Here is a 25,762-nt window from a genome sequence, read left to right on the forward strand (position 1 = left end):
TGCTGTTCACGTTGCCCAGATGCGCGGAGCGACGGCCTTCTTCATCAGGCCGCGTTCGCGAAGAATGCTCCACGCTTGCAGAAAAAGTGCCTTGCCCTCGGACATGCGGCTTCCGAGATAGCGGCAGACGATCACGCGCTCGAGCTGGCTGGCCGAGAAGACGCCGCGCGCCTGCTCGCCGAGTTCGTCGCGGATATGCTGAACGGTGTTTTCAAGCGCAGGTCCCGCATAGACCATTGTTCCGACGATAGGCTTTCCGGCAAAAAAGACGGGCGCGTCCAGAACCTCGGGTGCGTGAGAAAACGCCATTCGCTCGAACCAGATCAGCTCGTCACCGCGAAATATCTCGACCCGCTGGGCGAGCCGGCCGCTTGCAAACCCCTCGCCCGCGGCGGGGCGGCCGAGGCTGACGAAATCCCAGCCGACATAAGCGGCATCTTCGCCGAGCGTAACGCTTGTGCTGATCGCGGCATCCGCGCCTTCAAATAGGATCGTCTCCTGCGGAAGGTTTTCGCAGACCGCGCCGGCGCCGACATCGATCCGCATGCGCTGCGTACTCGTGCCGATTTCGCTGCGGTAGAATTTCGTCGCGCCAGGCGTCGTCAGGACACAGCGTGCCTCGGGCGCAAGGCCGCAGCTTATGTTGAGAACATCGCCGCCGGCCACGCCGCCCGGTGGATGCAGGATGTAGACATGAGCGGAGCCATCGTCCTCTGGGTGAAAGGCGCGCTGCACAGCTAGCGGCCCGACATGGCGCCGGCGCATCAGGCGCGTCTTCCCGTGGGAGTTCGCAAACCACAAATCTAGCTCGGCATGCCAACCATCGACCATCGGTGATAAACCCTTTCCCAATCCGGCCTCGCAGCCGTTGCTGTCCCTCTGCCACCTCGACATTTCATGTGCTGCTCAAGCCTGTGCGTGACACAGAGCGCGTTCACGCTTGATCGCTCGGTTTCTGCTTCTCGCTTCTCTCGTGTCGCGTGCCTTCGGAAAGATGGTGCGAACTGGCAGTCAACTTCATCGCGCCCGCCAGAAGCAGCGCCGACACCGGCAACACGAGCGCCTCCCACTGCGGAGGCGTCTGCAATTCACCTACCTGGGCCGCAAAGTGCACGACGAGGTAGAGAATGATCATCTGGAAGAAGAGGTTCTTCAGCTCCGCGACGGTATCGATGATCATCCACTGCGGTAGTCTCGATCGCTGCTCCGGCGGAATATCGAGGGCAAAGCCAAGGGCGATGCCGCAGCCGACGACCATCAGCACGATGCCCAGGAGGATCTTGTCGGTAGCGCGCAGGACCGAGACGATGACCGACATATCCGGATTGAGCCGGGTCATCCGGAAGGTTTCCACGAGCATCAAGATCGCCTCCCAGAACATCAGGAAGGCACCGAAAAGCACACCCGCGGCAGCAAGTATGAGAATGGACCGAAGGCCGCGGAACAACGAAATCAATGCACTCTTCCTCCTCGGATCAATTTGACTGCGTGGGCGCGGCTTGCTTTGCCCAGTCAGCGCTAGGAACGAAACAGCCGGCTGTATTGCGTTTCATGCCATGCGCTTGCCATCGCCATTGCCGGCGCCGCATTGCCGATCTCGTCGTCACCAGTCGTCTCCGCCGTGCGCGCCGCACGCTCGATGACGTCAGCGGCCGCGATCAAAAGGCGCTGGCCGGCGGTATGTCCCAGCGGCACCAGCCGAACGGCGGCCGATACCTGCCCTTCCACCGCACTCCAGAGCAGCCCGCGCAGCGCATCCGCCGGCGCGATCTTCCAATGCGTGGCCGCAAGCGCAAAAACCGCCGGGTAGGTCAGTTTCTTGCCGCTGAAAGTCTTGGCGGACGAAACGCCGAGATCGCAGAGGACAGTGAGCATCGATGCGCCCATCTGCTTGTCCTCCAGCTCGACCTCCTTGCTTTCGCGCGCCGCCGACAGCCATGCATCGGCTTTCAGGAAGGCTGGGCGGTCACCCACTTCGAGCGCATGCATCATGCGCAAGAACAGTGCCGCATCGCAGACGGCGTAGCTGTGTTCGATCAGCCTGAAGATCCAGTCGCGGGCTGTCGCCTCGTCGCGAACTATCCGGTCGTGGACCGCCCATTCGAGGCCACGGGAATAGGCGAACGCGCCAACCGGCTGGCTTGGACTGACCAGCCGCAGCAACTGAAGCGGCAAACCGCTCGATGTTGGTTGGCCCAATGTTGGTTGGAACGTCACATCCATCTCCCGAAACGATCGCCCGTGGCCGGACTACACACCGGCCCCAGGCCTTCAAATGCCCATGTCCTTCAGCTCGCCAACAGCAGAACGCCGCCAAGCGCGGTGGCTCCGCCGGCGATCCGCAGAGCTGTCGTGCCTTGCGTCAGGCGACCGGCCGCGATGCCCATTCCCATCCCCACCGCATGCAGGAATGCTGTCGCCAGCACAAAGCCCACGCCGAAAGACAAGGCGTTCGCACCTGCCATCTCGGCGCCATGCGCATGCCCGTGAAAGAATGCGAAGCCACCGACAATGGCCGCGACCAGCGTGGGCGATGCCGGTCGCGCAACCGCGACCAGCAGACCGATGACGACAGCCGAGGCAAGAATGACCGGCTCGACAAAAGGCAAGTGCATACCCGCGAGTGCTGCCACAAAGCCGAGGATCATCACACTAACGAAGGCCGCGGGGATAGCGAGCCGCGCGCGGCTGCCGAGCATGACCGCCGCAAGGCCGACCGCGACCATGGCGAGAACATGATCCGGCCCCGAAAGCGGATGCAGAAACCCGGAGACGAAGGACCCATGGTCACCAGGGCCTACATGCGCGAATGCCGGCGTGCTCGCCATAAGCAGCGGCGCGAGGATCAAGAGATGCATCTTCTTCATGGCACGAATCTCCCTAAGGTTGGTCGAATAGGAACGATTGACATCCAGTAGTTCAGGCACTCCATCGAACTCATGCTGGCACTGCGATCTGGCCTGTTCAGAACGAGCCGAACATCGACCCGAGCACGAAGACCGCGACAAGCGAGATGATGACGCCGACGATCACGGTCATCACCATGTCCAAATAGCTTCCCGAGTGCGTCTGCTTGCTGATCTGCAGGAGCAGAAGCACCGTGCCGTTGTGCGGCAAAGCATCGAGCGTACCCGCGCTGATCGTCGTCAGGCGATGCATGAGTGCCGGGTCGATACCGTGTTCGGCCGCAAGCTTCATATATTCGGCGCCGAGCGCGTTGAGAGCGATCGCCATGCCGCCGGACGCCGTGCCCGTCAGCGCGGCCAGCGCGTTCATCGCCACGACCAGCGACACGAGCGGGCCGCCGGGCATCTGCAAGACAGCATCGCGCACGACGTTGAAGGCCGGCATGGCGGCAACCACCGCGCCGAAGCCAACGAGGCTGGCAACTGTCATGATCGGCAAGACGGCCGAGTTGGCGCCCGCGTCGAGACTTTCGCGCAATGCGCCCAACCGTCCGTAATTCAGGCCGATCACGGTGACGATCGCCGCGGCGAGCGCGATGAGGACGGCCCAGACGCCGATCGTCGAAGTGATATTGATGCCAAGTGCTGCTTCGGCGCTGGAGAAGTCGATCCGCGGCAGCACCACCAGCGCCATGAGGAAGTTGACACCGATGACGACGATCAGCGGCAGCACCGCGAAGAGGAAGGATGGTCCCTGGTCGCTCTTCTTTCCATGGGTAAGTTCGCTCGGGTCGAAATCGCCCGATGTCGTTGCCTGTTCGCGAACCTTTTCGCTGATGACGACAGGCGTTTCGTCCTCCGTATATCCCTCGTTGGCGGCGCGCGCCCTGGCCTCGATATGGGCGAGCCACCACATCCCGAAAGCGAAGGTGATGATCGAGGCGATGATACCGAGGCCGGGTGCGGCGAAGGTCGTCGTGCCGAAGTAGGGCATCGGTATCGCGTTGTTCGTCGAGGGCGTGCCTGGCATCGCCGACATGGTGAAGGTGAAGGCGCCGAGGCCGATCGCCGCCGGCATCAATCTTGCCGGAATGTTCGCGGCGCGGAACATTTCGCGCGCCATCGGCACGAGCACGAAGAAGGCGACGAACACGCTGACGCCACCATAGGTGACGACGGCGGAGGCCAGCACCACGGAAAGCATGGTCCGCTTCACGCCCAGCCGCTCCGTCAGGAAACGGGCGATAGAGGTGATGGAGCCGCTGTCATCCATCATCTTGCCGAAGATGCCGCCGAGCAGGAACATCGGGAACCACTGCGTGACAAACCGCGCCGTGCCGCCCATGAACGTTGAGGTCCAATGCGGAAGCAGTGGCTGGCCTGAGGCCGCGGCAACGATGAGGGCCGCCGCAGGCGCCAGGAGCAGCACGCTCCAGCCGCGATAGGCGAACCACATCAGCAATCCAAGTCCCAGCAGAATTCCAAACAGCCCCATGGATCCGCCTCTCAATCCAGCCAGATAAGCGGAGATGTTATGCGATCCACTGCCTTTCACCCGTCCAGGTGCAGCTATGATGCGCGTCACAACTCACGACCTTACCCGGGTTTCATGAACCACCCCTGCGGATGTGTCGACCGGTCAGGCGCGCAAAGCCATGAGGCGGTGCAAGAAATGGACACCGTGCTCACTCCTGGGATTTCTCGCTCAGCGGAGTGTCCGCTACAGTCCCACCATCCGTAGCTCCGTATCGCCGCCGCCTTGACGCGCTGGGAGCCGGCCTTTGGCCCTACACGACCTCAAGCCATTTTATCGAGGTCGGCCATTGTAATCCCATATTGCAGTGGCTGACCGCACAAGTATCGCTCTATCTCGTCGATAGCCATTTCACCCAATCTTGTCCGCTCCAGGCCGACGGCGCCTGCGATATGGGGTGTCAGGAACACGTTCGGCAGGTCGTAAAACGCGGATGTCGGTTCAGGAATCTCGGGGTCAGTGACATCGATGATCGCATCGATCCGGCCGGTCGAAAGCGTGGCGAGAAGTGCTGCTTCGTCGATGATGGCGCCGCGTGCCGTATTGATGAGCGTGGCGCCGTCCTTCATCATCGCCAGCCTTAGAGCGTCGATCATATGATGTGTCGATGGCAGCGAAGGCGCATGCAGCGAGACGATATCGGCGCCGCGCATCAGGGTATCCAGATCAGCTTTCTCCGCCCCCAGTTCCGCACACTCCGATGCGCTCAATGTCGGATCGAAGAGGATAACCTTGAAATTGAAGGGCTTCAGCAGATCGATCACGCGCCGGCCGATGCGCGACGCACCGATGATGCCGACCGTCCGACCATAGTTCCCGATCGCAAGCTTCTGCATCGAGTGGGTGCGATCGCGGTTGCGGTCCGCCACGTAAGTGTCGCGAAACCGGAAGATCTGCTTGCCGGCAAAGAGAATGGCGGCGAGCGTGAATTCGGCCACTGGGACCGCATTTGCCTCGGCCGCATGGCTGACAGCGATGCCTGCGCGAAATATGTCTTCGTCGATGAGGCCCTTCACCGTTCCCGCGGCATGGGCGATGATCTTCAGACCGGCGGCTGCCGAAAGCACATCGCGGCCGACATAGGGAGCGCCCCATCCGGTTATAAGGATTTCCGTTTCGGGCAATATGCGCCTGGCGCGTTCGTCGGCGAAGGTCTGCAACGGCTCTCGGTCAAGCAATCGGCCCAGACTCTCCAGCCGGTCGAGAAGGCGATCGGGCAGAACGTGCTCCGTCCGCCCCGGGTGCATGGCAAGCGCGATACCCGGTCGGCTCATGGCATCTGCCCCGGCGCTTCGATGGCACTGACGGTGATGCCGTCCCTGGCTATGCGGGCCTCCAGCGCCGAGATGTCAGGTGCCGCTGGAGGCCGGGCCCATGCGCCGGAAACCGCGGCCGGGTCATTCAACGCGAGCACGTCTGTGATGAGGACGGTCTCGCCGGCCGGGATTTCGCCGCGCAATTGGGGAACCAGCGTCTTGGCGACGATCAGGTTGGTATTCGGCAGAGCTTTCTGCGCCAGCCCGGTTCGGTTTACCGTAGAGCTCAGATCGACAATGCCGGAGAAGTCGGCATCACCGATGACGTGGGCACTGCCCGGCCCTGCCTCAAGCACGTCGAGATCGAAGTCTCGCTTGGCAATCGCAAAGCCGCCTTCGGCCGTCTGCAGTGGGCGCGGCGAATTGATCCTGTGGACGCGGATGTGCCAGGGCGCCGCAGGAACCAGCCAGGTTTCGACGGAAACATCCTTGAATGGCGACCATCTCGAATAGAGCACGTCGCCGGCGAGCTTTGCCTCGGCGTTCGTCTCGCGCACGCGGTAGTGCAGTCCATCGTCGCTGAAGGCGAGCGCGGAATCAAACGCACCGCCGGCGAAGCTCCGCTCATCGGCTTCGACGCTGAAGCCATAACGCGCCGAATAAGCAAACTTCGCGTACTTCTCGGTCCCGAAGCGCATCTGCAGGTTTTCTTGTCCCGAAGACAAGGCGACGACATCGCCGCCTGCACGCATCAGGACCATGCCGGGATGGCGCTGCGGCGAGACGCTTTTGCCTGGTGCAGGCGCTTTCTCCTTCGCGGTCCAGAACGGGTGGTCATCCGCGATCGCCAGCGGCAGAAAGGCCTTGAATGCCCAATAGGGCGATCCCGCCGAGTTGTAGCTTTCCGACATCAGCAGGTTCGGATAGCCAAAGCCGATCGACAGGATGCCGTCGCGATTGGTCATCGGCTTGTCCTTCCACCAGCGCAAATGCTGCAGGCAGAGGTGCTTGATCTCGCCCCAGGGCAGCGCCTCCAGGTCGGCAAAGGCGAGCGCCGACCAGAAGCCGGCGCAGGCGAAGCGATAAGTGAGGCTGCGGCCGAAGGGGATGGTCGCGCCATCGGGTGCAAACCAGTTGCGAAAATCCTTGGCGAACAGAACGGCGCGCTCGCGGTAGCGTTTCGCGTAGTCGTCATCGACAAGCTTGGAATAGATCAGGCCATAGAAATGCATGGCGAAGGGAATGTAGTGGTCGACGCGGCGCACGTTCCCGTCGCGATACCAGCCGTCACCGATATAGAAGCCCTCGAGCTCCTCAAGATATTGCCTTGTCAGGCTGCGGTCGAACTCGGCACCGACGCGATCAAGGGCGATGTCGACGAAGATGCGGAAGAACTTCCAGTTATTGTCGGCATAATCGAATTGCCGCGCATGCTTGAGATAGGCAATGACATTTGTCCTCGCCCGCTCGCCGAGAGGCTCCCAGATCTTGTCGGGGACAAGCGCCAGCGCGAAACCGAGCGCCGCGAGCTCGACCATTCGCTGGTCGCGCCCGTTGACCGCGCCCCAATATTCCGGGTGCTCGGGATCCGTGCCGTTCGCCAGACCCTCCGCAAAACGCTGCCAGTGGGCAAAGTCGCCTTTTCCCGCTCCAAACGGCGCCAGGCCCCAGAGAGGACGGGCAAACCCTTCCAGGTCCGCGGCGGCGCGGTCAAAATGGGCGCCGGCACCATCCAGACGAACGCGTGCGTTGCCCTTTGAGAAATAGGGGAGCAACGGATCGAAGAGAGCAAGGAGCGCGCGGCTCATGTCCTCGCGCGTCTCCAGCGGGTTGCCTGCTAACGGATTGGCGCTGGCCGGATCATAGGTCATCTCTATCACTCATCGGTTTTCAGCATTGGCACGGTGCCGCCCACAACAGGGACGACCGCATGGCATACGTGGCGGGCTGGCGCTGACCGATCATGGAACCTGTCGATCATCAGGCCGATGGCCTCGCGGCCGAGAGCGCCCCGATCAACGCGCATGGTGGAAAGCGGCGGGTTGGTCATCAAGGCGCAGGGCAGATCGTCGAAGCCGACGATCGCGAAGTCTTCCGGCACACGAAGGCCCGCCTCGGTGACGGCCTCCAGAACACCGACGGCAATGAAGTCGTTCATGCAGAAGGCGGCAGTGAAGCCCGCGTTTTCATCCAGGATGGCGGCCATCAATTCGTGGGCTTCCCGGCTGGCACTGCCTTGAAAACTCATCGGGACCATCCTGCTCGCGGCTCCCTCCACGGATGCGATCGCCGCGTCGAAGCCCCTGACGCGTTCGCGGATGGTGTGGCGATGCGAGCCGGTGAAATGCAGGATCTTGCGATGTCCCGCCGCAAGCAACCTCTCGCCGGCCTGGAGGGCACCGAAGAAGTTGGCGGGAGAGACACCGTCGAGGCGAAGCTGCGGATCAGTGCCATTGACGAGAACGACCGGAATCTTCTCCGCCTCGATCCACTGTCGCAGCGCGGGGTTGGGATCGATACCAACAAGAAAAAGGCCTTCGGCATTGGCGGCCTTCATGTGATCGCGAATGAGATCAGGCATCGCGCGATCCTCACGGACCAGCCTGACTTCGAAGGACATTCCCGCCTCCGCCGCACCCACCCGCAAGCCTTCGACGATTGTTTCGTAAAAGACGCTCAGCCCGCCGGTCGCGCCGTCGCTGGCAATCAAGGCGAGACCACCAGGCACTGGCTCCGAGGAGCCTTTGGTCTGGTAACCATGCTCGGCCGCGACCCGCAGGATGTGCTGCCGGACGCTTTCGCTGATACCGGGCTCGTTCGCGAGGACGCGCGACACGGTCGATACGGAGACGCCAGCGGCGGCGGCAATATCGGCCTGACGCGGCCGCTTTGATTTAATCTCGCTCATAAGCGCAGAGTTACGCAAATTACGCAAATTTGCAATCAAAATGTATTTTGTTGCAAACGGAAAGTTTTTGCGTACTCTTCCCGCCACATGCCCAAAAGGCGTTGGAGGACGCCGGGCAGACAACCGGAGGAATCAGCATGCAGATCAATCGACGTTCATTTCTGATGGGCTCCGCCGGCGTGGCGAGCGGCCTTGCACTCGGCGCCGGCATTCCGGCCTTTGCGGCGGACACACAGCTGCGCGCCATGTGGTGGGGCTCGAACGATCGGGCGAAGCGCACGCTCGATGTCGCCAGGCTTTATCAAGGCAAGACGCCTGACGTGTCGATCATCGGCGAATCTCTTAGCGGGGATGGATACTGGACCAAGCTCGCGACACAGATGGCCGGCCGCTCGATCGCGGATGTGTTTCAGCTCGAGCCAGGAACGATCTCCGACTACTCGAAGCGCGGCGCCTGCCTGCCGCTCGATGAATTCGTGCCCTCGACGTTGAAGATCGATGCCTTCGGCAAAGATATGCTGAAACTGACGACCGTGGACGAAAAGCTCTACGGCGTGGGTCTTGGCCTCAATTCCTTCGCGCTCTTCTTTGATCAGACGGCATTCGAGGCGGCAGGGATTCCGTTACCCACGCCGGATCTCACCTGGGATGAATACGCCAAGCTGGCGGTAGAGCTCACAAAGGCGGTAGGAAAGACCAATTACGCGGGCGGACCCTATGGCGCGCGCTACACATACGTGTTCGACGCCTGGCTGCGCCAGCGCGGAAAGAGCCTCTACAAGGATGCGGCGCTTGGCTTCGACGTCGACGACGCCAAGGAGTGGTATAGCTTCTGGGAGGATCTGCGGAAGAAGGGCGGAACCGTCGCCGCCGATGTGCAGACGCTGGACCAGAACACGATCGACACCAATTGCCTGGCGCTCGGCAAGTCGGCAATGGGCATGGCCTATTCCAACCAGCTCGTCGGCTACCAACTCCTCTCGAAGAACAAGCTCGCCATCACCATGCTTCCCCGCGAGAAGAAAGGCGGGCCATCAGGCCACTACTATCGCCCGGCTCTAATCTGGAGCGTTGGCGCGACGACGAAGAATGGCGAAGCCGCGGCGCAGTTCATCAGCTTCTTCGTCAACGACCCGGAGGCCGGCAAGATTCTGGGTGTAGAACGCGGCGTACCGCTGTCGCCGGCAGTGCGCGAGGCGATTTTGCCGAACCTCAACCCGACGGAGCAGGATACCGTGAAATACGTGAACCTGCTCAAGGATCAGGTGGGCGACTACCCGGCACCCGCACCTTTGGGATCGACCGAGTTCGACCAGCGCGTGCTGCGTCCGATCGCCGACGAGCTGGCGTTCGAGCGAACGACGCCTGCCGAAGCTGCGGCGCGGCTGGTCGAAGAAGGAAAAGCCACGATCCGCAGCTGAGGTCATGCGTGTTGTTGGACCGCCGGCGCGCCACAGCCCGGCGGTTCCGCGCCTCAAGGATAAGGACAGATCATGCGCAAGGCGATCATCGTTTGGGGAGGCTGGAAGGGTCATGAGCCGGAGCAATGCGCTCGCATCGTTGCCGGCCTTCTCGCCGAAGACGGCTTCCGGACCGAAGTCACCAATGATCTCGGCATCTTCGGTTCGCCGCAGCTTGCTCAAGCAGATCTTGTCGTGCCTGTGATCACAGGCGAAAGCCTCGAAAAGGCCCATGCTGACGCCCTGGTGGAAGCCGTACGCGGAGGACTTGGGCTTGGTGGCCATCACGGCTCGCTCGCGACCTCATTCAAGGAAAGCGCGCCGTTCCGTTATGTCTCCGGCGTGACCTGGGTCGCTCATCCTGGCAACATCATCGATTTTCGCGTCGCGGTTACCCGCCCGGAAGACCCTGTGATGCAGGGCATTCCGGATTTCGACTATCGGTCCGAGCAATATTACCTGCACTACGACCCCTCGATCGAAATCCTCGCAACCACCACCTTCACCGGCGAACATGACCCTGCAGCCCGCGACGTCACCATGCCGGTCGTCTTCAAACGCCGATTTGGCGCAGGGCGCATCTTCTATTCCGCCCTCGGCCACATCGCCGCCGAATTTGATCATCCCCACATGCCGCTGATACTGCGCCGCGGCTTGAGCTGGGCCGCACGCGGCTAGCTGTGATCGCGCACGCCGCCATATGGCATCGTGGAAGCCGCGCCGCCACTGTCTTGTGATCCGTCACCGCCTAATCCGCCTGAGGGAGCCCGACCTGCTTTCGCTCAGCCATCCGATCGACAAGCAGGGAATAGGCGACGTAGTATTTGTAGATGTTGCTGACATATTGCACGGTCTCGCGTCCGACGATTGCCGCGGCACCGTTTTCGACATTCCCGAACCAGACATTGGGATCGAGCCCCATCGTCTTTGCTTTCTCTCGAAATTTCCGGAGATTGCCGGGGCCGGCATTGTAGGCCGCGAAGGCGAAAAGCTGTCGGTCTTTCGGTGATAGGGCCTCGTCGTCGATATATGTCTTGATCAGATGCCGCAGATATTTCGCGCCCGCTTCGACATTGCGATCCGGGTCCTTGTCGATGCCGCTAATGCCGATCACCTTGTCCTTGGCCGTCGATGGGAGCATCTGCATGATGCCGACCGCCCCGCGCGGTGAGCGCCGGGACTGGTCGAGTTGCGATTCCTGATATCCCTGGGCCATCAGCATCAGGTAGTCGAACGTGTAGGTATCGCCGTATTTGCGGAAGATTTCGATGAGCGTCTGGAAGCGTTCGACGTCCGACGGCGAATAGGCGCGTTTGACGATCTTGTCCTGCTTGAAAAAGCTGTTACGCAAGATGTTGCCGAAGGTGGTGCCCACCTTGTGCGTCGCCACGAAGGCATTCAATTCCGCCATCAGCTCGGGGCTGTTCTTGCGGATAGCCCACGCGATCTTCCCTTCAGACGACAAGACGACATCATCGCGCACCTTGATGCCAGAAAAGACATGCGACCAGATGTCGGCCTTGTAGCCATCGACAATGGTGAAGGGCAGAAGGTCGGCGTTGACCATCTCCATCAGGTCTTCGTCCTCCAGGCTCTCGTCCATGGCATCAATGATGATCTCCGGCTTGCCGGCGGCCGCCAGCCCCTTGTTCTTTGCCAGCAAATGCTCGTGATAGCTGCTCGATGGCCGGACGGCGAGATGCTTGCCCGAGAGGTCGTCGATGCTCTCCGGCGCTGGGCTTCCGGGGGAAGCGACCAAGACCTCCTGCGCATCGCTATAAAGCGGATCGGTGAAATCGACCTCCTTCAAGCGATCGTCGGTCACGGTGAGGTTGGCCATGACGATATCGCCGAGACCTTCGTTGAGCGCCGGCAGCAGCCTGTCGCGCGGCATGGGCACGAAGACGCTCGTGATATGGTCGATCTGCTTCTTCCGGTCCTTGTTGAGGACCTTCTCCAGCTCCCGCCCGAATTCGACCGCCGTGCCGAACTGGCGCCCCTTGTCGATGAAATAGACCGTCTTGCTGAACGGCACGAGAATGCGAATGATGCGACGCTCCTTCATCGCCTGGAGATCGATGACGTGCTTTTCGATCAGGGCGCGGGCTGCGGGCTCGCGAGCTACGGCAGCCATGGGGGCGAAGAGCGCCACGACCGCGACCAGAGTGAGCCCCGCCTTCAAACAGAACCTCATTGCGGCCTCCCAGCCTAAGCCATCGTCCGGTGAGCGCCGCGGCAGCATTATGCGCGCCGCCGCGGCGATCCAAGAGAACTATTGCGGCGCCAGCCGCTCGAGTTCGTTGAGCCGCTTCAATGCGGCCTGCTGGCGCAGCAGGCCGTAATTGATGTTGCTTGCGTTCAGGCTGCTGCCTTCCTGGTAGGGGTAGTCGGTGAAGTCGGAGAAGAAGTCCTTGATCTTTGCCTGTACCGGCACCAGCAGCCACATATTGCGGGCGAGGAACTCGATGGCGCCGCCGCCTTCGTGCAGTCCGCGTTCATAGGGGTCCATGCGCAGGTTGGCGATGTTGGCCCAGGCAGGAACCTCGCGTGTGGCCGTGGCGATGTTACCCTCGCTGTTGATCGCGAAGCTGAGCTTCCAGTCGTTCCAGCGGATGGCGTTGAGATTGCCGCCCTGGTCGAAGTAGTAGACCGCGTCACGAGGACCCGTCTTCACTTCACCCTTCAGCATGGGGGCGAGGTCATAGCCGTCGAGATGCACCTTGAAGGTCTTGGTTCCCGAGGTGAACCCGGCCTTCATCTCCTCCTTGATGTTGGCGATGCCTGCAGCGCTTGCGAATGTCGGCATCCAGTCCATGAGGGTGACGATATCGTTGACCTCGGTTCCGGGCTGGACGACGCCCGGCCAGCGCACCATCATCGGAATGCGGAAACCGCCCTCCCATGTCGTGCCCTTTTCACCGTGGAACGGCGTCATCGCGCCATCCGGCCATAGCGCAAGCTCGGCGCCGTTGTCGGTAGTGTAGAGGACAATGGTGTTGTCAGCGATGCCGAGTTCGTCCAACTGGTCGAGAAGCTGCCCGACATGGCCGTCATGCTCCACCATGCCGTCGGCATGGATACCCTTGCCGGTTTTGCCCATCGAGTCCGCTTTCAGATGCGTGAAGACATGCATGCGTGTCGAATTGAACCAGACGAAGAAAGGCTTGTCGGCTTTCGCCTGCCGGCCGATGAAGTCCTTGGCGGCGCTCAGGAACTCCTCGTCCACCGTCTCCATGCGCTTGGTATTGAGCGCGCCGGTATCTTCGATCTTTCCGTCCGCGCTGGCCTTGATCACGCCGCGCGGCCCGAACTGTCGGCGGAAGGCGGGATCCTTCGGGTAGAAGTAGCCTTCCGGCTCCTCCTCCGCATTGAGGTGATAGAGGTTGCCGAAGAACTCGTCGAAGCCATGCTTCGTCGGCAGGTGCTGGTCCTGGTCGCCGAGGTGGTTCTTGCCGAACTGGCCCGTCGCGTAGCCTTGGGTCTTCATGACGTCGGCGATCGTCGGCATCCAGTCCTGGATCCCGTGCGGATCGCCCGGCATGCCGATGGTGAGCAGGCCGGTGCGGAACGGTTCCTGGCCGAGAATGAAGGAGGCTCGTCCGGCCGTGCAGCTTTGCTGGCCATAGGAGTCCGTGAAGATCGCGCCCTCCCTGGCGATGCGATCGATGTTGGGCGTGCGATAGCCCATCAGCCCCATCGTGTAGGCGCTGATCTGCGGGATGCCGATATCGTCACCGAAGATGACGAGGATGTTCGGCTTCTTGCCTGTCGTCCCCGACTGCGGCTGGGCAGCCTGTTGTGCTTGAGCGCTGGCAGTGTTCCCCATGGAGGCAGCCGCCAGAGCGGTTACGGCAAGAGAACTTCCGCCAAGCAGAAGGTTGCGGCGGCTCACGGATGCCGATTGGGAATCGCGGTTGCCACTTTCGGTATTATCCATCTGGTAGTCTCCTCGATTGGAACCGTGCCAGGATAGACAGCGCGACTTCTCGCATCCGCAAAAGGACGTTGCGTTAAATCGAGCGTAGAACTCCGACACATTGCGACGTGTAGGTCATGCGTTACGTGTGATCGGTGTCAGCTCTTGTTCACCACAGAGACCCGGGCAGACCTGACAGCCCGGACCGTAGCGTCGCTTTAGATACCGCGCGAGAGGTTCGTACCGTTCGTACTGTAGCCGTGTTCCGGGTTCAGTGGCGGAAGACTGCACTGATTGACGACCCCAGCCGTTTTCCTGACATCGACGGCGGACGCCAAAGCCTTGCGATCGAAATTGCCGCCTTCCTGTTTGAAGAGCTTTCGCGAAAGCACCTCCACTTGGGATGACAACTCGGCGGAACCTGTCCGCGCCCACATGTCGAGCGTGCGGAAACCCAGGTGGCGGCTCCATTGCTGAAGGGCGTTGTAGACCTCCATTTCAGGCGCGGTCAGGATCGTCTTTCGCAGCCCCTTGAGGCGATGGCTGTAGGACGAGCGGCGTCTCCCACGAGCGCGATCGACCCGTGACCTGATCGCCGGCAAGGCCCGGTAGCCGATCCAGAGCAGCCCTAAAACCGCAAGAAAAAGCACGATGGCGATCGCCGCTTTCTGGCGCTGGGCATAAGGAAGCGGGCGGGGAGCGTCCTCAAGCACGGGCTTGATTTCGGCGGTGGGGCTCAAGGCAGCCGATACGTTGATCGTCATCGCGGGCAACGAGGCGGACTTGCTCTCGTGGCTCGACACATCGAACCAGCTATAGGAAACTTCCGGCAAAACAAACGCCCCTTCCTTGTCGGCCGTATAGACAAATGTTTCCGTTCGTCGGCTGGCCGTGTTGCGGCCAAGGGCGATACCATCCTGGATGGCGGGTGCGTTTTCATATCGGTGAAGCCCGACCGCGTTTCCCGGGTCCAGCGGCGGTATCATCATCGCCTGGGTATCTTGCGCGGTGATCGATATCGTTCTCGTCAGCGCATCCCCGACCTTCATGGAGCGAGCGTCGGGATCGAACGACTGCTCGACCACGAGATTGCTTGCCGCGAACGTCACCTGCTGCTCCTTGCCCGCCACCCCCTCGACATTGAAGGACACCGCCGGCGCGTTCACCGTCGCTTTCGTTTGCTTGCCGTCGGAGGCGCGGCCGAACTCGATGCCGAAAGCCGGCAATGTGTAGGCGCCGGAAACCTGCGGTACGATCGCATACGTCTTCCGGATGCCGGTATATTGCACGCCGTCGATCGTTTCGGTGAGGTTCTGCGAGCGCTCGTCCGGAAGCGTGACCAGGGCATTGGGAAGATCAAAAAGCGGAAACTGCGGCGGCGACGTGAAGAAATCAGGGACATAGACATCCACATCAACAAGGACTTGCTGGCCGACAACGATCCCGCCTTTCCCCTCCACCGTTGTTCGCGCGAAGGGTTCGGCGCCGCGTGCAAACGAGGGGACGGAAAGCAAAGCGGCGAAGAGGATTGCCTTTATCACGGTTGCGCTCCTCCGGCCTCGATCGCGAATTTCCTGGCCATGAGATCAGCGGGACTGACCTGGATGTTCTTCATCCACATCTCGGAAGTCTGCTCGGCAACCGTCATTTCGCTGGCCTTGCCCTTCTTACCCTTGTCGTCGAACTGGATACTGTCGGGTTTCTGGTTGGGGTCCTGTTCCTGCTCCTGCTCCGCGTCCTCCTGTTGCTTCAGCAGTTGTTGGGCGATCGCTAGGTTCGCGGTGGCGTCGGGCCAGTCCGTCCGCTGCTCCAATGCCTTGGTGTAGGCGGCGACCGCCTCTTCGAGCTTGCCCAGATGCAGCAACGCGTTTCCCTGGTTGTACCAGCTCTCCGGCGTGCCGACAGACGCAAAGGCATCGAGCGCATCCTGGTAGCGGGCAGCACGATAGAGCGCAGTACCTTTCCACATCGGATCGCGAAAATGGTCGGCGGCCGTCGGATAGTCGCCCTTCTGGTAGGCTTGGCGCCCCTGCTGGTCCGGCGTCAGCCACATTCCCGCGAAATCGAAGGCGGAAGCCGATGTTGGCGAGAGGACATGGATGGCGAGGAAGACGGCGGACAACCTGACGAGCCAGCCGCGCCGAAATGACAGCGCCGACAACAGCGCCGTAGGAGCGACCAGCCACCATCCCAGATCATGCCAGCGGTCGCCCTGGATCGCCGTCTGCTGGACAAAATTGGTTCGGACACGCTGCACCAGCCATTGAATATCGGTGTCATCCTGCGTGATGGTCGCGACATCGGCGCCGGTATCGCTGCCGAACTTTTTCAGGGCATCGACATCGAGTTTAGCCGTCAGCCGAGCGCCGCCGGCACTGTCGAGAAAGCTGCCGTCAGCCTGCTTCACCACGCCACCCTCCGACGTGCCGATACCGAGGACGACGATGGCGCTGCCGATCTGCTTGGCACCCGCCGCGGCGGCCGGTTCGATGCCATCCGTCAGAAGCGCGATCGTCCCCGACGTTCCATCCCGTTTCAAGAGGTCGTCGGCCAGCTTGAGCGCGGCCACGGTGTCTTTGCCGGGCTTCGGCATGATGGCGGTCGCCAGTGCATCGGTATAGGTCTCGATCAGTTCCGCATCGTCGGTGAGCGGCACGACGAGATGGGCAGTTCCGGAATAGGCAATCACGGCGGTGCGCGCCCCGTTGCGCGCCGCAAGCAGATCATCGATCTTCAGCTTGGCCCGCTCGATCCGGCTTGGAGAGATGTCGATCGCATCCATCGTGGGAGAAAGATCGACGGCAATCACCAGCGAGGCGGTATCGGCGACGAACGGCGGCGCTTCGCGTTTCCAGGTCGGCCCGGCGACGCCAAGCGTCGCAAGCGCAAGCAGCGCGGCGAGAACCCAGGCAGGCGCATAGCGATGCCTGCGATCCGGCTGAACGATCAGGCTGTCGAGCAAATGCGGCGCGATCAATCCTTTCCAGCGGTTGCGAGTATCCCCCGCCCGCGATGCCATCCAGATGATGATGGGCGGCGCGACGAGGGCAAGGAGCCACAGTGGACGAAGGAAGTGAAAATCCGAGATCACGCGCTGGCCCTCCTGCGGATGAGGCCAAGCATGCCGGTTAGGCCGTACCACGCGACGGCTAGCGCTACGGCTGCGCCAAGCGGCCAGTGAAAGAGCTCGATGCGCGGCCGCCAGGAAAGCTGCTTCTGATCCTGCGGCGTGATCCGGTCGAGCTCGTCATATATATCCTGCAGCTGCGTCTGGTCGCCGCCAAAGAAATAGCGCCCGCCGGTGGTTTCGGCGATCTTCCGCAGAGACGCGGTATCGAGCTTGTCCTCGCCTGTCGCGGCCGGGTTGCCGATGCCGACGGCATGAATGAGGATACCCTTGGTCCTGGCGATATCAGCCGCCTTGAGTGGCGGCATCTTGCTCGCCGTGTCGTTACCATCGGTCAGAAGGATCATCACCTTCTCGGGCACTGTGGTCTTTTCGAACATGCGAATGCCGAGACCGAGCGAGTCGCCCAGTGCCGTTCGCGGTCCGGCGATACCAGGAAGCAGCCCCTCGACCAATGTCTCGACCAGCGCATGGTCCATCGTGAACGGTGCCAGAGGGTAAGGAGCATCGCCGAACGCAATCAGGCCGATACGATCGCCGGGGCGCTTGGCGACGAAGTCTGCGACGACAGTCCTCACCGCATCGACACGCGCCTTTGATGCTCCGTCGGGTGCCACGAAATCGCGGGTGTCCATCGACTGGGAGAGGTCGAGTGCCAGGAGAATGTCGCGCTGCGGCTCGGTCTTCTCCAATGGCGGCTCCACATATTGCGGGCGCGCCAGGGCGACGACGATGAGGCACCAGACGAGAACATCGACGAAGACCTGCGCCCAGGACCGCCTGGGCACCACCGAACCAATCGTGGGTTCGACGCCGGCGGCGCGGGCGACCTGGTCGAAAAAAGCCAGCCTGACCGACGCCGAGGTCTCTCGATGCGCAGGCACGAGCCCCCAGACCAGCAGCGGGAGAGGCAGAAGCAGCAGCGCCCATGGCATATCAAGCTGATACATGATGCCTCTCGATCCAGCGCCGCGCATCGCGCAGGAGATCATCCGCGGCATCGGCGCCCGGTATCGCGTAGCCGCGATATTCCAGATCGTCGAGGTAGCGTTTCAAGGTGTCGCCGATCTCGCCATGAGAGCTCAGAAACCCGACCCATTCATTGCCCGACACCGCCGCGATCGTCTTGCGTGGCCAGGCCGCGAGCGCCGTTCGCTTGAGCAATTCCCCCAGCCGCGGGCTTGCTCCAGCGCGCGTCTGACCGTTTCGGAAATCGCCCGCAATCTCGTCGAGAAGCCGCAGCGCCTCGCGGCGATAGGCATTGCGGCGCCAGCGCCTGTAGAAAAGCAACCCGCAGAGCAGGATTGCCGCCAGCAGGATCAGCGCCAAGGCAAGCCACCCCAAGGTCTGCGGCAGCCAGGAAACGGGCTGCGGGATAGCGATGTCCTTGAGAGAGCGAAGGGCAGCCTCGGTGATCGGATCGGGTCGAGCCTCCTCTTCCATCACCGCCTCCGTTGCCGCCAGGCGGATTGCTCCAGCAGGCTGCGCAATTGAGGCGCGACCTCCTCGGCCGCTGAGATCGGCAGCATCGGCAGCCCGAGTTGACGCTGCCAGGCGCGAAGTTCGTCGCCACGATCCTTGGCGAACGTGTCGATGGACCGGCGCACCGCCGGCTGGCCCAGCGGCAACTCGGCCTGCAACGTTCCGCCGCTGACGACAATGTCACCGGAGGACGGCAATTCGAGCAAAAAGGGATCGTAGACAAGCAGACAGACGACGTCGTTTCGCGAGGAGAGCTGCAGCAGCAGCTGGCGCGTCGTCTCGCTGTGGCCGTCGAAATCGCTGACCACGACGACAAGAAAATCATGCTGGGCGATCTCGGCCACCCGGTGCAGCACCTCATCGAGCGCAGCCGGCGACGGGGGAACCGCGTAGGTCGCATTCAATCCGCCGTTCAGGCTGGCGATCCTGTCGGCGAAAGCGATCACCGCATTTCGGCTGCGATGCGGCTTCACGTCGCTGATGGTCTGGTCGTCGAAGACAAAACCGCCGACACGATCGCCGGAACCCAGAATGCGCCAAGCCGTCAGCATCGCGGCCTGCGCCGCCGCGACCGATTTCATCGCCAGCCGGCTTCCGAAGAACATGTTGATGCGCTGGTCGACGACGAGAATGGCGGGGCGCTCCTTCTCCTCGCCGTAAACCCTGACGACAGGCCTGCTGGTGCGTGCCGTGACGCGCCAGTCGATCGACCGCACATCGTCGCCGGGGAGGTATTCGCGCAGCTCCTCGAAGACGAGGCCGCGGCCTCGCATGGCCGATTGCATGCGCCCGGCCAACTGCTGGTGACTTCGCGCCTTCTGGACAAAGGTAAGGTCTCGTGCGCGCCCCTCGAGCGCGACCAGCTCTTGTGTCGTCACATGGACGCCAACCTCGCGATCCCGCTCGCCGCTCATGAGACGGCCACCAGCTCGACGATGCGATCGATGACCTGGTCTGCCGTGGTGCTGGAGGCATGCGCCTCGTAGGACAGAATGAGGCGATGTCGGAAGACGTCGTTCGCAACCGCCTTGACGTCGTCAGGCGTCACATAGTCGCGTCCCTGCAGCCAGGCGTAGGCACGCGACACCTTGTCGAGCCCGATCACCCCGCGCGGGCTGACGCCGACCTGCAGCTGCTTGGCAAGATCCTTGTCGTAGCGATCCGGGTATCGCGTGGCGATCACCAGCGACACGATGTATTTCTCGACGGGCTCTGACACGGTGACCGCACCGATCTCCTTGCGCGCATCGAAGATCGATTGCGGATTGAGTCGCTCGATCGTCGAATGCGGCTTCCTGTCGTGAGAGGCGTTCTCTTCGTCGCGGTTGAGACGCATGATCGCCCCTTCCGACGTCTCGTCGGGATAGCCGACCTCAACATGCATGAGGAAGCGGTCGAGCTGCGCTTCGGGAAGCGGGTATGTGCCCTCCTGCTCGATCGGGTTCTGCGTCGCCATCACCATGAAGAGATCGGGAAGAGGATAGCTTTTCCCACCGACGGTCACCTGCCGCTCTTCCATCGCTTCAAGCAGCGCGGACTGCACCTTCGCGGGCGCGCGGTTGATCTCGTCGGCGAGTATCAGGTTCGCGAAGATCGGCCCCTGCTGAAACTTGAATTCGCCCTTCCCGCCCTCGGAAAAATAGATCTCGGAACCGGTGATGTCGGCGGGCAAGAGATCGGGGGTAAACTGGACACGCGACAATTCCGAATCCAGGTTCTTCGCCAGGCTCTTGATGGCTCGGGTCTTTGCAAGGCCGGGCAGGCCCTCGACGAGCAGATGGCCATTGGCAAGCAGCCCAAGCAGCAGCCGCTCGACCATCGCATCCTGGCCGATGATCGACTGCCCGACACGCTTTCCCAGGTCAAGTATATCCTCACGTGCCGCCACTTTTGTTCCTCCGCTGCTGCCCGGTCAGCTCTGTCTCCGGTAAGCTAGTTACCGGTCCGTGGCGCGGCAAGTCGTGAACATGTTCGTACATGTGCGCACCTACCGCCGCCGTCCAAGCGCGCAATAATCGCAACAGAGTTCCTATGCGGAAATGGTCGCCATGGAGGAATTGTCAGCGATTATCAGCCGGTTTCCAGCTCAGGAGTTGAGCATTCGTCGCCTCTATGCCCGTGCGCCCGAATTCCGCAGCCTGTGTGAGGACTACGCGACCGCGCGATGCGCGCTGGAGCGCTGGAAGGCGGACGAGCGCAAGGCTGACGATTTCCGCCGATTGAGCGAGGAGATCGAGTTGGAAATCCAGGAGTTGCTGGAGCACTCCATGGATTGGAACAGGCACTAACAGTCCTCGACGTTGAGCCATCAGGGAGTTGTCGTCTCGTCAGACTGCACGTCCCCTTGCGTCGCCCCTAACGCGGCTGCGACTGACGCCGCGATGTCATCCTGCATAGTGAGAAATGCGCCGCCGACATCAGGCCGTTCATAATTTCCGATCCAGACAAGCCGCCGCGTCGAGACCTCTGTCAGACGAACGGTCACGCGGACGCTGTCGGCTCCCGCGACGGACTGAATGACGCCATCGACCACATATGTCAGCCCCAACCGCCGTCCGACCTCGACGGGGTCCGCCGTCGGCTCCAGGGCGGTCTGCGGCATATAGAGACGGATATCGGGAAAACGGCTCAACCTCGCCAGCACCTCGTCGGAGAAACCTTCGCCCAGGACCGGCTGCGACGCGTCTGAGGTCTTGAAGGGAAGAACAGCCAGCGCCGGACCATGCATCTGCATCGTTGCGTTTCGGGCAAGAACCACGGCCGTGACAGTGACGCCCGCGACGACCAAGAGCATAATCGTCCAAAGCAGAGAGCGGCCTGCGAACCGCCATCTCTCCAGGAGGTCACTGGCGACGGGTGCGGGTGTTGTATCGGGGGCCGGCTTGTTTGCCGCATCGAGATGCGCGATCGAACCATCCGAGCTGTCGCACCACTCCATCACTGGCGCATATTGCCCTTTCGGGATGGTGATCCGCAGCGGACTGTTGCGGCCGGCAGAGACATAGTAGCTGTTGAGATCATGGCGCAGTCGCCTCGCCTCGAGCCGAACCACCGGGTCGCTTTGGGGATCGAAGCTTTCATCGCGTCCGAATACGATCGTGGCGATCGTATAGCCCTTGAACCCCTTGTCGCGACCTGCCAGCACTTCCTCGACCAGATATCTGAGAAGCTTCCGGCGCCGCGTCGTCGACTTGAAGTCCGGACTATCCAGAATACGATCCAATTCCTCCTTGACCTGACCGGGCGGCAGGGCAAGTCCCGATGGCATCAACTGATCGAATGAGTTCGATGGCATGAGGGCCCTGCAAAATTGCGCGTTCACTCATTGACAAGGATCGCACTCGGAACCTTGCTGTCCGGCTCATGTTTCACTCAATCAGAAATCGATGAAAGTACGTTACGGTAAATTTTACGGTGCGGACCGCTCCCGGAGAATCTCCATTCCAGCCACGCCATTCCGCGCCGGCCGAAGGTTGATCCGCAGCTCCGTGTCGTCTGTGGGGAATGCAGGAGCGGTTCCGCTACAAAGGTGAGACAAGCTAATCCGCCAGCAGTGCCTCACGAATGGCATGCCAAGACCTCTCATCTGGCGCCGCCAGCAGATGGCCTTCCGTCATCGTTGGCCGGTACACTTCACCTGCAACGGTTGCCGCATGGCCACCCGCTTCCGCGTGGATGAGAACACCGGCGGCGTGATCCCAGGGCTTCAGGCTCTCGTTGAGGCAGAAGCTCATCGCGCCAGTGGCCAGCATGCGGTACTCCCATGCGGAACAACGCCATGTCGTGACCCGCAGGAATTTCAGTAGCCTCGGCGCAAGGCTGGTCCGCAGTTCCGGCTCGAACATGTGCAGCGGAATAAAGCCGTGCATCTGATCCAACGGGGTTGGCGCGGCGACCGAGAGGCGCGTGCGCGTGCCGTCCGCCGCCACATGCCATGCACCCTCGTCCGGTCGTGCGACCAGGAAATCGCCCAGCACCGGATAGTGTATGATACCAGCTATGGTCTTGCCGCCGGACACGATCGCCAGGATGCTGCCGAACATCGGCGTTCCATGCGCGAAATGCCATGTGCCGTCGACCGGATCGATGACGGCGGCGAGCTCGGCATCGGCTAGACGTTCGAGAATGGACGCATCATTCGACACGGCCTCTTCCCCGACGATGGTGATACCTGATAGCCGCGCCTTCAGCCTTTCGCTGAGCACGCGCTCGGATGCGATATCGGCATCGGTGACGATATCGTCGGCCACCGTCTTGGCGCGGATGCTGTCCGACGAGACAGAGCGGAAACGTGGCAGGATTTCTCCCGCCGCCGCCTCGCGCACATAGTTCATCAGTTCCTCGAGCAGGTCGTCGTTGATCGTTTTCATGCCCGACGCGCCTCCAGATAGGCCTTGAGCGCCTCGGGCTCGTCGGTCTGGAAGACGCTGATTCCGGCATCGATCAGCCGGCCCCAGATACGGTCGGGATCGATGAGCGCGGTCTTATCTACCCATTCGCCGCTGGCTTCCATATTGAGCGTGTTCATCCATAGCGCCATGCCGGCATCGCGGAATGTCTGACGCTGTTCGATGATCGTCTCCAGCCGGTCGAAGCGCATTTCGCACATGAACGGCTTGATCTCAGACAGCAGGGCCATGGTTTCATGGATGCCTTCGCCCGTGAATTTCGACATGGCCATGAAGGCTACGCCGTCAATGTTCTGGGCACGGACCCAGTCCAATTCCTCGCGGCTAATAACGCGGGTCTTCAGGTCCACATAAGGCGCGGCGTTCATCTCGCGCGCGCACGCGGCCACTTCGGAGAACAGGCCGCGATCCTTAAGGTCGAGATCTGCAAAGATGCGGCCGCGGATGATTTCCAGCGCCTGCTTCAAGGTCGGGATGCGCTGGTCCGTCGCGGCGCGGTGTTCGCCGCCGTCATCTTCACGAAGCGCAATCGCCTGCAACTCGGCCATCGTGAACGTTTCGGCATCACGATCGATACCGGCCACGCGCAGCAGCGTGTCGTCATGCATGATGAAGAGTTCGCCATCGGCGCTCTTGCGGATATCGAGTTCGACGACGTTGGCGCCAACGGCAATCGCGCGCTCGATGGCCGCGAGGCTGTTTTCCGGTGCGCCATGCCATGCGCCACGATGGGCAACGATGGCGGGATCGCGTTTTTGGTCGGCGATATAATCTACGTAATGCGTCATTTCATTCTTCCTTGGAGAGTATTCAGGCGCGGCGAGCCGCGAGATAGGATTTGAGAGCGGCGGCCTCGTCGGTCTGGATGACCGAGATGCCGGCATCGATCAGCCGTCCCCAGACGGCATCGGGATCGGCAAGGGCCGCGGTATCGGTGAAGTCGGCGCAGGCGACGCTGTCGAGCGTGTTCACCCAAAGCGCCATGCCGTTTCGGCGTCTGATATCGTTGAGCGCGGAGAGCTGTTGAAGGTCGTCGAAATAGACCTCGCAGACGCCAGGCATCAGTTGACCGAGCAGCGCCAATTGCGCGGCTGCACCCGGCACGTTGAGGCGCGTCTTGGCCATGAACAGAACGTCATGCGGCAGGATCGTCTCACGGATCCAGCTAAGGTCCTCTTTGCTTTTCAGCGAGGCCCAGAAATCGACCTGCTGCTCGACGCCCATCGCCTTGGCGAGAGCGATCACCTCAGGGATGACCTCGCGTTCCTTGACGTCGAGATGCAGGAAGATGCGCCCGCGCGTGAGCTCGAACACTTCGGCGAGGCGTGGCAGCTTCTCAAGCGTGAAGGCGTTGCCGTCGCCGCCATCCCGGTTGCGTAGCCGCAGCACCGCCAGGTCGCCTGACGCGAGAGCTTCCGGCCTCTGGTCGAGTCCGGCCATGCGTTCCAGCGTCTCGTCATGCAGCAGAAACAATCCCCCGTCGGCGCTGCGACGGACGTCGATCTCGACGACATCGTATCCTTCGGAGATGGCGAGCTCGATGGCGGACAGGCTGTTTTCCGGCGCATTGCGCCAGATGCCTCGATGCGCGACCACGGCGCAATCGCGGGTCTTGTCGGCAATAAATTCGCTGTAGTTCACTGGTATTCTTTCACCGAAGCCGAGTTCGCGTCACGGAAGGCATTGGGAATGGCGCGACCAGTCTGGCCATCGAAGAGATGCAGACGCGCCTCGGGGAAGGAGAGCGACAGCGTCCTTGATGTATCGATCTCGACGCCGAAGGGCATGGCGATCCTGAGACCCTGCTCGGCGATCCTGGTTTCGAGGATTTCGTGCGAGCCGAGATCTTCGCGATACCGGATTTCGGTCTTGATCGACCCGCCGTTATTGACGGTGATATCTTCCGGGCGAATGCCAAGTTGGAACGCGCCGGCACCGGCGTAATTCGCAACCACCTGACCATCGGCCAACCGCAGCACCTGACCATCGCCTTCGACCTGCAGGATGTTCATCGGCGGCGAGCCGATGAATTTTGCGACGAAGACGGAAGCCGGATGGTGATAGATCGCCTTCGGCGTGTCGAACTGCTCGATATGGCCCTTGTTGAGGATGAGGATACGGTCGGCCAGCGTCATCGCCTCGACCTGATCGTGCGTGACGAAGACGCTGGTGGCGCCGATACGGCGATGCAGTTCGGCAAGTTCGACACGCATATCGTGGCGCAACTGCGCATCGAGGTTCGACAGCGGCTCATCGAACAGCAGCACGCCGGGCTCGCGGATGATGGCTCGGCCGATCGCGACGCGCTGGCGCTGACCGCCGGAGAGCTGGCCCGGCTTGCGGGCGAGGAAATCGGCAAGGCCGAGCATCTTGGCGACGTCGGCAACCCGCTTGGTACGCTCGGTCTTGGAGACACCTGATACCTTCAGGCTATAGGCCATGTTCTCGGCAACGGTCATGTGCGGATAAAGCGCGTAGTTCTGGAACACCATGGCGCAGCCGCGATGTTTCGGTTCCAGATCCTGTACCTCACGACCGCCGATGACGATCTTGCCCCCGGAGACACGTTCCAGCCCGGCGATCATCTGCAGCAGTGTGGACTTGCCGCAGCCGGACGGGCCGAGCACGACGGTGAATTCACCGGGGCGCAAAGTGACGTCGATCGGCTGGATGATCGTATTCTTGGCGTCATAGGACTTCGTAACGCCGATCAGATCGATCTCGGCAGCGGCGGCGCGAATGGCGGTGTCGATGGCGGTCATGG

At 61.8% G+C, this 25,762-nt stretch carries 24 protein-coding genes; 3 read left to right on the forward strand and 21 right to left on the reverse strand.

Annotated features, from left to right (window positions below; genetic code table 11):
* Nucleotides 1–6: 6 nt before the first annotated feature.
* From ACODTZ_RS05570 to ACODTZ_RS05605, 8 genes are all read right to left on the reverse strand, one after another.
* Complete coding sequence (locus tag ACODTZ_RS05570; RefSeq protein WP_489024351.1) at nucleotides 7–894, reverse strand: urease accessory protein UreD; 888 nt, start codon at nucleotides 892–894, stop codon at nucleotides 7–9.
* Between the two features lie 40 nt (nucleotides 895–934).
* A complete protein-coding gene (locus ACODTZ_RS05575; protein ID WP_112981048.1) occupies nucleotides 935–1,456 on the reverse strand; it encodes a YqhA family protein in 522 nt (173 codons plus the stop codon).
* Nucleotides 1,457–1,518: 62 nt separating this feature from the next.
* Nucleotides 1,519–2,217, reverse strand: coding sequence for an urease accessory protein UreF (locus tag ACODTZ_RS05580; RefSeq protein WP_489024353.1), 699 nt, complete (start codon nucleotides 2,215–2,217; stop codon nucleotides 1,519–1,521).
* 71 nt (nucleotides 2,218–2,288) lie between these two features.
* Entirely contained in the window at nucleotides 2,289–2,867 is a 579-nt protein-coding gene (locus tag ACODTZ_RS05585) for a HupE/UreJ family protein (RefSeq protein WP_489024354.1), read from the reverse strand.
* A gap of 97 nt (nucleotides 2,868–2,964) precedes the next feature.
* Nucleotides 2,965–4,401, reverse strand: a complete 1,437-nt coding sequence (locus tag ACODTZ_RS05590; RefSeq protein WP_112949266.1) for a GntP family permease — start codon at nucleotides 4,399–4,401, stop codon at nucleotides 2,965–2,967.
* 302 nt (nucleotides 4,402–4,703) lie between these two features.
* Entirely contained in the window at nucleotides 4,704–5,714 is a 1,011-nt protein-coding gene (locus ACODTZ_RS05595) for a hydroxyacid dehydrogenase (RefSeq protein WP_489024356.1), read from the reverse strand.
* Nucleotides 5,711–7,567: a DUF2264 domain-containing protein gene (locus ACODTZ_RS05600; protein WP_489024357.1), complete on the reverse strand. Its 1,857-nt coding sequence runs from the start codon at nucleotides 7,565–7,567 to the stop codon at nucleotides 5,711–5,713. The genes ACODTZ_RS05595 and ACODTZ_RS05600 overlap by 4 nt, the downstream gene beginning before the upstream one ends.
* A gap of 5 nt (nucleotides 7,568–7,572) precedes the next feature.
* On the reverse strand, nucleotides 7,573–8,604 hold the full coding sequence (locus tag ACODTZ_RS05605; RefSeq protein ID WP_489024358.1) for a LacI family DNA-binding transcriptional regulator: 1,032 nt from the start codon (nucleotides 8,602–8,604) through the stop codon (nucleotides 7,573–7,575).
* Nucleotides 8,605–8,741: 137 nt separating this feature from the next.
* Here ACODTZ_RS05605 and ACODTZ_RS05610 point away from each other — a divergent pair, with 137 nt between their 5' ends.
* Both ACODTZ_RS05610 and ACODTZ_RS05615 read left to right on the forward strand, forming a co-directional pair.
* Entirely contained in the window at nucleotides 8,742–10,025 is a 1,284-nt protein-coding gene (locus ACODTZ_RS05610; protein WP_489024360.1) for an ABC transporter substrate-binding protein, read from the forward strand.
* 72 nt (nucleotides 10,026–10,097) lie between these two features.
* Nucleotides 10,098–10,742, forward strand: coding sequence for a ThuA domain-containing protein (locus ACODTZ_RS05615; protein WP_489024361.1), 645 nt, complete (start codon nucleotides 10,098–10,100; stop codon nucleotides 10,740–10,742).
* 70 nt (nucleotides 10,743–10,812) lie between these two features.
* Here ACODTZ_RS05615 and ACODTZ_RS05620 read toward each other — a convergent pair whose 3' ends face one another.
* The 8 genes from ACODTZ_RS05620 to ACODTZ_RS05655 all read right to left on the reverse strand — a co-directional run bounded on the left by ACODTZ_RS05620 (nucleotide 10,813) and on the right by ACODTZ_RS05655 (nucleotide 20,477).
* Entirely contained in the window at nucleotides 10,813–12,258 is a 1,446-nt protein-coding gene (locus ACODTZ_RS05620; RefSeq protein WP_489024363.1) for an MltF family protein, read from the reverse strand.
* 78 nt (nucleotides 12,259–12,336) lie between these two features.
* Nucleotides 12,337–14,001, reverse strand: a complete 1,665-nt coding sequence (locus tag ACODTZ_RS05625) for an arylsulfatase (RefSeq protein ID WP_489024365.1) — start codon at nucleotides 13,999–14,001, stop codon at nucleotides 12,337–12,339.
* 197 nt (nucleotides 14,002–14,198) lie between these two features.
* The gene (locus tag ACODTZ_RS05630; protein ID WP_489024367.1) at nucleotides 14,199–15,521 is read right to left on the reverse strand and encodes a BatD family protein; all 1,323 of its coding nucleotides are present in this window, start codon (nucleotides 15,519–15,521) and stop codon (nucleotides 14,199–14,201) included.
* A complete protein-coding gene (locus ACODTZ_RS05635) occupies nucleotides 15,518–17,071 on the reverse strand; it encodes a VWA domain-containing protein (protein ID WP_489024368.1) in 1,554 nt (517 codons plus the stop codon). The genes ACODTZ_RS05630 and ACODTZ_RS05635 overlap by 4 nt, the downstream gene beginning before the upstream one ends.
* Nucleotides 17,068–18,057, reverse strand: coding sequence for a vWA domain-containing protein (locus ACODTZ_RS05640; protein ID WP_489024370.1), 990 nt, complete (start codon nucleotides 18,055–18,057; stop codon nucleotides 17,068–17,070). The genes ACODTZ_RS05635 and ACODTZ_RS05640 overlap by 4 nt, the downstream gene beginning before the upstream one ends.
* Complete coding sequence (locus tag ACODTZ_RS05645) at nucleotides 18,044–18,550, reverse strand: DUF4381 domain-containing protein (protein ID WP_489024372.1); 507 nt, start codon at nucleotides 18,548–18,550, stop codon at nucleotides 18,044–18,046. The genes ACODTZ_RS05640 and ACODTZ_RS05645 overlap by 14 nt, the downstream gene beginning before the upstream one ends.
* A complete protein-coding gene (locus ACODTZ_RS05650) occupies nucleotides 18,550–19,503 on the reverse strand; it encodes a DUF58 domain-containing protein (protein WP_489024373.1) in 954 nt (317 codons plus the stop codon). The genes ACODTZ_RS05645 and ACODTZ_RS05650 overlap by 1 nt, the downstream gene beginning before the upstream one ends.
* Entirely contained in the window at nucleotides 19,500–20,477 is a 978-nt protein-coding gene (locus ACODTZ_RS05655) for an AAA family ATPase (RefSeq protein WP_489024375.1), read from the reverse strand. The genes ACODTZ_RS05650 and ACODTZ_RS05655 overlap by 4 nt, the downstream gene beginning before the upstream one ends.
* A gap of 160 nt (nucleotides 20,478–20,637) precedes the next feature.
* Between ACODTZ_RS05655 and ACODTZ_RS05660 the strand changes: the two genes are divergently transcribed.
* The gene (locus tag ACODTZ_RS05660) at nucleotides 20,638–20,877 is read left to right on the forward strand and encodes a hypothetical protein (protein ID WP_209235346.1); all 240 of its coding nucleotides are present in this window, start codon (nucleotides 20,638–20,640) and stop codon (nucleotides 20,875–20,877) included.
* A gap of 20 nt (nucleotides 20,878–20,897) precedes the next feature.
* Here the strand turns inward: ACODTZ_RS05660 and ACODTZ_RS05665 are convergent, their stop codons facing one another.
* The 5 genes from ACODTZ_RS05665 to ACODTZ_RS05685 form a co-directional block, all read right to left on the reverse strand.
* Nucleotides 20,898–21,884 (reverse strand): hypothetical protein, encoded by a 987-nt coding sequence (locus tag ACODTZ_RS05665; protein WP_489024377.1) that lies wholly within the window; start codon nucleotides 21,882–21,884, stop codon nucleotides 20,898–20,900.
* A 244-nt stretch (nucleotides 21,885–22,128) separates the two neighbouring features.
* Entirely contained in the window at nucleotides 22,129–22,959 is an 831-nt protein-coding gene (locus tag ACODTZ_RS05670; RefSeq protein WP_489024379.1) for an inositol monophosphatase family protein, read from the reverse strand.
* Nucleotides 22,956–23,786: a glycerophosphodiester phosphodiesterase family protein gene (locus ACODTZ_RS05675; protein WP_489024381.1), complete on the reverse strand. Its 831-nt coding sequence runs from the start codon at nucleotides 23,784–23,786 to the stop codon at nucleotides 22,956–22,958. The genes ACODTZ_RS05670 and ACODTZ_RS05675 overlap by 4 nt, the downstream gene beginning before the upstream one ends.
* Nucleotides 23,787–23,808: 22 nt before the next feature.
* Nucleotides 23,809–24,639, reverse strand: a complete 831-nt coding sequence (locus tag ACODTZ_RS05680; RefSeq protein WP_489024383.1) for a glycerophosphodiester phosphodiesterase family protein — start codon at nucleotides 24,637–24,639, stop codon at nucleotides 23,809–23,811.
* On the reverse strand, nucleotides 24,636–25,760 hold the full coding sequence (locus ACODTZ_RS05685; protein WP_489024385.1) for an ABC transporter ATP-binding protein: 1,125 nt from the start codon (nucleotides 25,758–25,760) through the stop codon (nucleotides 24,636–24,638). The genes ACODTZ_RS05680 and ACODTZ_RS05685 overlap by 4 nt, the downstream gene beginning before the upstream one ends.
* Nucleotides 25,761–25,762 lie beyond the last annotated feature (2 nt).

It is taken from the genome of Rhizobium sp. FG113, assembly GCF_057809895.1.